Genomic DNA, 6,393 nt, shown 5'->3' on the forward strand with positions numbered 1-6,393 from the left:
CTCCCCCTTTCCCTATTTATTTAAACCCAAATGATCCATTTTAACAAACATTGTATAAGCATTGCACCTGCCTTACGTAAACTTCTAAAGCCGTGCGTTTATCCATAAACCCCTTTCCCCCCTTTGAAAACACCCCTTTCATTGCTTTTTTACGCCTTCTTTACTATAATACATATATGCATTGGTGCATTTAGGAGAAAGACTATGAAAATATCGGCAAAGGGACGTTACGGCCTGTCCGCGATGATCTATCTCGCGTTCCATGCGGGCACATCCAAATCCGCGACTCTCCTCAAAATTTCTGAAAATCTGGATATCTCCAAGATCTATTTGGAACAGGTGTTTTCCCTGCTCAAAAAGGCCGGTCTTGTCAGTTCCATCAAAGGCTCGGGCGGCGGTTACCAATTGAGCCGCGAAGCATCGCTCATCACCGCATACGATATCTTAGACGCGATCGAGGTGACACTGTTCGAAAAGACGGAGCCCGCATTGCCCGACAAAGGAGCGCACATCAACGAAGCGCTCGATTCCCTGTTGTGGGACAGGCTCGATACCGCCATGCGCGATACCCTGCGCAGCGTCCATTTAAGCGAACTCGTAGACAGCGCCCTTGCAAGCAAGCAGGGCGGCGACTATATGTATTTTATATAAGAAAGGTATTTTGATGAATCAGCAAATAGTAGAACAGCTACAAAAGGATATTCAAAGCGGCGCATACTCCTGCGTCTGCTATGACGAAAACACCCGCCTGTACGGCGTTTGCGGCAGGCGGCTGCTTCCGCTGTGGGAGCTTTCCCGCAAGCACGATTTAAAAGGCAAATACGTCGGCGACAAAGTAATCGGCAAAGCCGCCGCCATGATCCTCATCGCAGGCGGCGCAGCGTACGCTTACGCAAACCTGATGAGTGTATCCGCGCAAACAGAATTTGAAAAACATGGCGTCGCGTTTGATTGCGAAACCACCGCCGCCACCATCAAAAACGCTGCACGCGACGGGATGTGCCCGATGGAAGCCGCCATGCAGGGCATCAGCGACCCACAGGCCGCCGTGCAAAAGATCGATCAGATGATCAATGGAAAATAACGTTCTCTCAAGAAAGGAATCATCATGAATTACAGGAAACTTGGCAGCACTGGTTTTTCCGTCAGCGAAGTAGGCATCGGAGGAGAATACCTGGAAGACGAAAGCCGCGAAACAACGGTCGACACGATGCACGCAGCAATGGATATGGGTGTCAATATCCTCGATATCTTTATGTCAGAACCCAATATACGCACCAACTTAGGCCTTGGCATCAAGGACCGCCGGGACAAAATATATGTGCAGGGACATATTTGCTCCGTGTGGGAGAATGGACAGTACGGTCGTTCGCGCGACCTTGAAAAAAGCAAATTTTTCATAGACGACCTTTTCACACGCCTTGACAGCGATTATATCGATATCGGTATGCTGCACTATATCGATGAAATGGAAGACTGGCAGAACGCGCAGAAAAACGGCATCGTCGACTATATGCTCGAGCTCAAAAAGCAAGGGCGGTTCCGTACGCTGGGTGTTAGCTCCCACGACCCTGTCGTCGCGCACGAAATGATCAGCTCCGGCGTATTTGAAGTATTGATGTTCAGCATCAATCCCATGTTCGACCTTGTACTAAATCAGGTCGGAACCATCGATTATATGGAACATCCCGAGCTTGGGAACTTAGACCATATTTCCATCGACACCAACCGCGCCAAGCTGTATAGCCTGTGCGAGGAAAAGAATGTTGGCATCACCGTCATGAAAACGCTGGGGGCAGGCAGGCTACTCAAAGCCGAAAGCTCGCCCTTCAAAGTGCCCATGACCGTCAACCAGTGCATCCATTACGCGCTTGCACGTCCCGCTGTTGCAAGCGTGCTCATCGGCGCGCGCAGCGTTGCGGAGATCGAAGAAGCGGTCAGATACTGCGAAGCGACGGACGAGCAAAAGGACTACAGCGCGATCTTTAAACATTTATCAGGCGAACGTGACGGCGCCTGCATGTACTGTAACCACTGCCTGCCGTGCCCCGTCCACATCGACGTAGCCGCAACCACACGCATCTTGGACGAAGCGCGCCAGCACGGCATGACCGACTCCGTGCGGGGAGAGTACGCCGCTCTTGCGCACAAGGCTTCCGAATGTATCTCCTGTGGCGCGTGTGAAAAGCGCTGTCCCTTTACCGTAAAAGTAATCAAAAACATGAAAGAAGCAACCGCATTGTTTGAATAAACGTTGCGGTTGCCTGCTCCATACCGGTCTTTTTACATTTTCAATAACACCTTGAAGTGCTGCTGATCCTCGATCGCGTAGCGCATTGCCTCTTCTGCGTCGCTCAGGTCGTATATTTTTGTGATAAATTTTCGCAGCGCATCGTCGATTTCGCCGGATGCAAGAATTTTGATCGCGTGTTCAAAATCGCTTTTGTGGTGCAGCCTCACGCCGCGTATGCGCAGTTCCTTCATAAATACATCCGACCCATCGATGGGCAGCGCCTCAGAAGGGATGCCTACGCTCACAATCGTTCCGCCCCGCCTTGCGAGCTGCGTCATGATCGCTGCTCCCGCCTTGCTTCCCGTCACCTCAAAAATCACATCCACGCCCTTGCCGTCCGTACGTTTGGCGATCTCTTTGCCAACGTCCGTTTGCATCGGGTCTATCACCTCTATACCTAGACTCCTGATAAAATCTGTCCTGAAGCCGTTGATCTCGCTTACGACGACGCTTGCTCCCGCGCTTTTCGCGACCAGTGCGATCAATATCCCGATCGGCCCCCCGCCGATGATGCAGGCGTTTTGACCGATCATCAGTCCGCTCGCGTGCACGTCGTGCACAGCGATTGCGAGAGGCTCGAGTAGCCCCGCCAGCTCCATATCGATATCCTGCGGAAGTCTTATCACCTTAGACGCCGGAACGCTCACATACTCGGCAAAACCGCCATTCTCCTGACAGCCGATAATGCTCAGCTCCTCGCATATATTTTCCATCCCCGCAAGGCACGCATCGCATTTCCCGCACGTCCTGATCGGGTGCACCGCGACCTTCTCCCCCAGTTGTAGCCCTGTCTCGGCAAACGGTCCGACCTCCGCGACCTCGCCCACAAATTCGTGTCCAATCACCAGCGGAAACGCCGCTTTTTTGTAATGACCCGTCACAATATGCATATCCGTGCCGCAGATCCCCGCATATAAAACCTTGACAAGCACCTCGCCCGCCGCGGGAACCGGCTTTTCTATTTCTTCCAAATGTAATGTGATTGCATCTTCTGTTTTCCTTGCCATTGCTGCTTTCATATCAGCAACCTCCTGAAAAAAAACAGTACTTTAAAACGCCAGATGTACGACCAGTCGATCCGGAATTTCTCTTACTGTTTGCTTGTTTTATTGGTTTTCTATTCTTCTTTGCCGGACTGCCCCTCCGGGCAAGGTCCGACCGATTGTCGCAGGATAACCGTCGTCGGGAACGTCACCACCTGCGGCGGCATATCGATCCCTTCCTTCATCCGCTCCAAAAGCATACGCATCGCCGTTGTCGCGATCGACTGTGTCGGCTGCGAAACAACCGCCAGTGGCGGTGTAAATATCTGTGTGACCGGCGCTTCATCAAAGCCCGAGAGGGAGATATCCTCCGGGATACGCAGCTTGTTATCGCGTATCGCCATATAAACGCCCATTGCCGTATAGGTATTCAGGCAATGGATCGCCGTCGGTCTCTGCTGCAGGCTCAACAGCCGGCACGCCTGATCATATCCTGATTTCAGGTTTGCCTCACTTAAGCCGAGCAGTTCTTTTTCCACAGGGATGCCATTTGCCTCATGCGCCCTGCGGTATGCTTCCAACCGCCGTTCAAACAGCGAAAGGTTCCACGCATAGCCGATAAACCCGATGCGCCTGTGCCCGAGAGCAATCAAATGATCTACCATCTCAAACACGCCGTCGCCGTCTGTCGTCATGATCGAATCGAGTCCTTCTACATCACACTGAAAACATACGGTCGGGATCGACCTGCTCATCTTATAAAACCAGGAATTGCCTCCGGCAGGCTGCATACAGATGCAAATACATCCATCTACCTTCCTCGTCACCATTTCCCGGCAGTATTCCTCGATCGTCTGAATATCGTTTTCAAAGATCGACAGAATCATCGCATATCCCGCCTCTTTCAGCAGCTTCTCAATGCTGTATGTCAGATCCTGAAAGAACGGATTCTTGATATCCGGCATCATCAGCGCGATGCTGCCGTTGAGCTGCGAACCTTTTTTATCGCTTTTCGGCTTGGCGACATATCCAAGCTCCCGGATCGCCTCATTGACACGTTTACGTGTTTCGCGCGGCACCTCATACGAATTGTTGATCACACGCGATACCGTGCTGATAGAAACGCCCGAACGTTCCGCGATATCCGTCAGCTTGACCTTTTTCCCCGCGCTCCTTTGTTCCTTCATCCTGTCCTCCAAATATTGCCATTTTCATGTTAATAATGAAGGTTTTCAGCAAATTTGTCAATGGCTTGCACCGATTTTAAGGAGCGTTTTGGCTTTCAAATCAACGATTTTCACCATGCTATGCACTTTTTATTACCATGAAATTTTCACAGCTGCAAATCAGGCAGGGTCGGCATGCCAAAACCGGCATGCCGCACTCAAACAAAGAATGTCCCTGTCTGCATGGTAACTTTAATTATTTTGCAGCTTCCGCCTTGATCTCGTCGATCGTCTTGGGGAAAACAAACTGTGGCGTCTTATAGAACTTCGCATCGAAGCCCGTCTTGTCCGTCGGATAGAACTCGTCGATATTTTCCGCAGTGATGATGTTCGCCGGGAAGTAAGACCCCAGCGGCAGGTTCGACGGATCGAATCCCTCGTTGAAGATATCGTTGATGAACTCGACTGCTGCCGCACCTGTTTCCGGGCCGGACATTGCGCCCGTGCAAATCAGCTCGCCGCTCTTGACCATATCCATACCCTCGACCGTGCCGTCAGCCGACGTACCGATCTTGATAGAATCCTGCAAGCCCGCGTTCCTAAGCGCCGTGATCGCGCCTACTGCCATAAAGTCATTGTCAGGCATGATCAGGTTCATTTCGCTGCCATGCGCCGTAATGATATCCTCAGCCGCCGCGAGGCCGCCTTCTACCGTCCAGTTTCCCGTTCCCCAAGCAACGATCTTGAAGCCCAGATCCGGGTTGTCGTACGTCCCGCTCTGTTGTACGTTCGAAAAAGCATTGAAGCCTTCCAGCCATGCGTCCTGCTCCGTAGCAAATGCTTTGCCCTTTGCCTGCGCACGCTCATAAAGCACGCCGGAGATCATACCGCACAGGCGGCTTTCCGATGCGGACGAGCCCATCACGCCGATGATCAGCGAAGAAATGATCTCCTCATTCGGGTCGTACTGCTTGGCAATATACTGTCCGCTCTCAAAACCCAGTTCAAACCCGTTGGGCGCCACTGTCGTCAGGATCGGGCAGTCGTCGGGAACCGTCCCGATACAGACTACGGGAATGCCCGCTTCTACCGCGCGTTTGATATCTTCCACCGGGCCTACATTGTTGATCGCGTCAACGACGATAATATCAACGCCCTGCGAAATAAACGTATCGATATGCTGGCTCTGCGTATTTACATCGTTATCCGCGTTCATAAAATTCAATTGGAATCCGTATTTTTCAGACAGCGCTACCGCCGCGTCCCGCACGCCGATAAACCAGTCGTTGTCCTGATTGATCTCTGTCCAGCCAACCACGATCTTGCTCGGGTCTTTGGGCGTTTTCGGCCATGCTTTGTCTACATCCGCTCTGCTGGGCATATTCGGATCGATCACACCGGACAATGCAGAATTGGGCAGCTTTGTGTAAATTTCATGAGAGCCTGCGCTCCCGGCAGCTGCCGGCGAAGCCTCTGTCGAAGCCCCTGTGGAAGGTTCCTGCGACTGCGGTTCGTCTGTCGTCGCGCTTGTTGCAGGCGCCTGCGAGTCCGTCGCCGGCGGGGTCGCCGTACATCCGGCAAACATCGCCACACACAGTGCAAGCACGACTACGATTGACATTACCTTACTCATCTTTTTCATTTTCTTACCTCCATGATATTTGTATGAACCACCCTATTTTTGTGATAGGGAAAACTTACGCAACTGCTGCAGCTCATGGCTGCCGTTCCGTCGATACCTGTTTTCATTTCGATGTCGGAAAGCTAATAACCCAGATCCTGGTCTACTAAAATGATATGGTATTCCCGTGCAAAAGGTTCCTTTGTCGGTTCCTCGATGATTGTCGTCACGCTGCATATGCGGTCTTTTGAATAACAGTCGTGACATTTGCCTGTTTTGTAGCAAGGATTTTTTGAAAATCCAAGCCGTTTGACATTTTGCGGCGCGGCG

General features: G+C 51.7%; 6 protein-coding genes and 1 pseudogene. 3 read left to right on the forward strand and 4 right to left on the reverse strand.

Annotation, left to right across the window (positions count from 1 at the left end; genetic code table 11):
• Nucleotides 1-204: 204 nt before the first annotated feature.
• From VB081_RS05020 to VB081_RS05030, 3 genes are read left to right on the forward strand one after another with little or no spacing between them, the layout of a single operon-like run.
• Nucleotides 205-651 (forward strand): RrF2 family transcriptional regulator, encoded by a 447-nt coding sequence (locus tag VB081_RS05020; RefSeq protein ID WP_323399746.1) that lies wholly within the window; start codon nucleotides 205-207, stop codon nucleotides 649-651.
• A gap of 13 nt (nucleotides 652-664) precedes the next feature.
• Entirely contained in the window at nucleotides 665-1,084 is a 420-nt protein-coding gene (locus VB081_RS05025; protein ID WP_323399747.1) for a DUF1893 domain-containing protein, read from the forward strand.
• Between the two features lie 24 nt (nucleotides 1,085-1,108).
• Nucleotides 1,109-2,251, forward strand: coding sequence for an aldo/keto reductase (locus VB081_RS05030; RefSeq protein ID WP_323399748.1), 1,143 nt, complete (start codon nucleotides 1,109-1,111; stop codon nucleotides 2,249-2,251).
• Nucleotides 2,252-2,283: 32 nt separating this feature from the next.
• On the opposite strand, the gene VB081_RS05035 is transcribed toward VB081_RS05030, so the two are convergent.
• From VB081_RS05035 to VB081_RS05050, 4 genes and pseudogenes are all read right to left on the reverse strand, one after another.
• Nucleotides 2,284-3,312, reverse strand: coding sequence for a zinc-dependent alcohol dehydrogenase (locus VB081_RS05035; RefSeq protein WP_323399749.1), 1,029 nt, complete (start codon nucleotides 3,310-3,312; stop codon nucleotides 2,284-2,286).
• Between the two features lie 98 nt (nucleotides 3,313-3,410).
• Nucleotides 3,411-4,463 carry a LacI family DNA-binding transcriptional regulator gene (locus tag VB081_RS05040; protein WP_323399750.1) on the reverse strand — a complete coding sequence of 351 codons (1,053 nt, stop codon included), beginning with the start codon at nucleotides 4,461-4,463 and terminating at the stop codon, nucleotides 3,411-3,413.
• Nucleotides 4,464-4,698: 235 nt separating this feature from the next.
• Complete coding sequence (locus tag VB081_RS05045) at nucleotides 4,699-6,084, reverse strand: sugar ABC transporter substrate-binding protein (protein ID WP_323399751.1); 1,386 nt, start codon at nucleotides 6,082-6,084, stop codon at nucleotides 4,699-4,701.
• 122 nt (nucleotides 6,085-6,206) lie between these two features.
• Nucleotides 6,207-6,393 (reverse strand): annotated as a pseudogene (locus tag VB081_RS05050) (lactate utilization protein); the annotation flags it as partial.

The sequence above is a fragment of the Christensenella sp. genome (assembly GCF_034927525.1).
In the GTDB taxonomy this organism is placed as follows: Bacteria; Bacillota; Clostridia; order Christensenellales; family Christensenellaceae; genus Christensenella.

Bases quoted from the DNA above. Each gene is read 5' to 3' on its own strand.
- VB081_RS05035 (WP_323399749.1), bottom strand. From the start codon at position 3,312: ATGAAAGCAGCAATGGCAAGGAAAACAGAAGATGCAATCACATTACAT.
- VB081_RS05030 (WP_323399748.1), top strand. From the start codon at position 1,109: ATGAATTACAGGAAACTTGGCAGCACTGGTTTTTCCGTCAGCGAAGTA.
- VB081_RS05020 (WP_323399746.1), top strand. From the start codon at position 205: ATGAAAATATCGGCAAAGGGACGTTACGGCCTGTCCGCGATGATCTAT.
- VB081_RS05040 (WP_323399750.1), bottom strand. From the start codon at position 4,463: ATGAAGGAACAAAGGAGCGCGGGGAAAAAGGTCAAGCTGACGGATATC.
- VB081_RS05025 (WP_323399747.1), top strand. From the start codon at position 665: ATGAATCAGCAAATAGTAGAACAGCTACAAAAGGATATTCAAAGCGGC.
- VB081_RS05045 (WP_323399751.1), bottom strand. From the start codon at position 6,084: ATGAAAAAGATGAGTAAGGTAATGTCAATCGTAGTCGTGCTTGCACTG.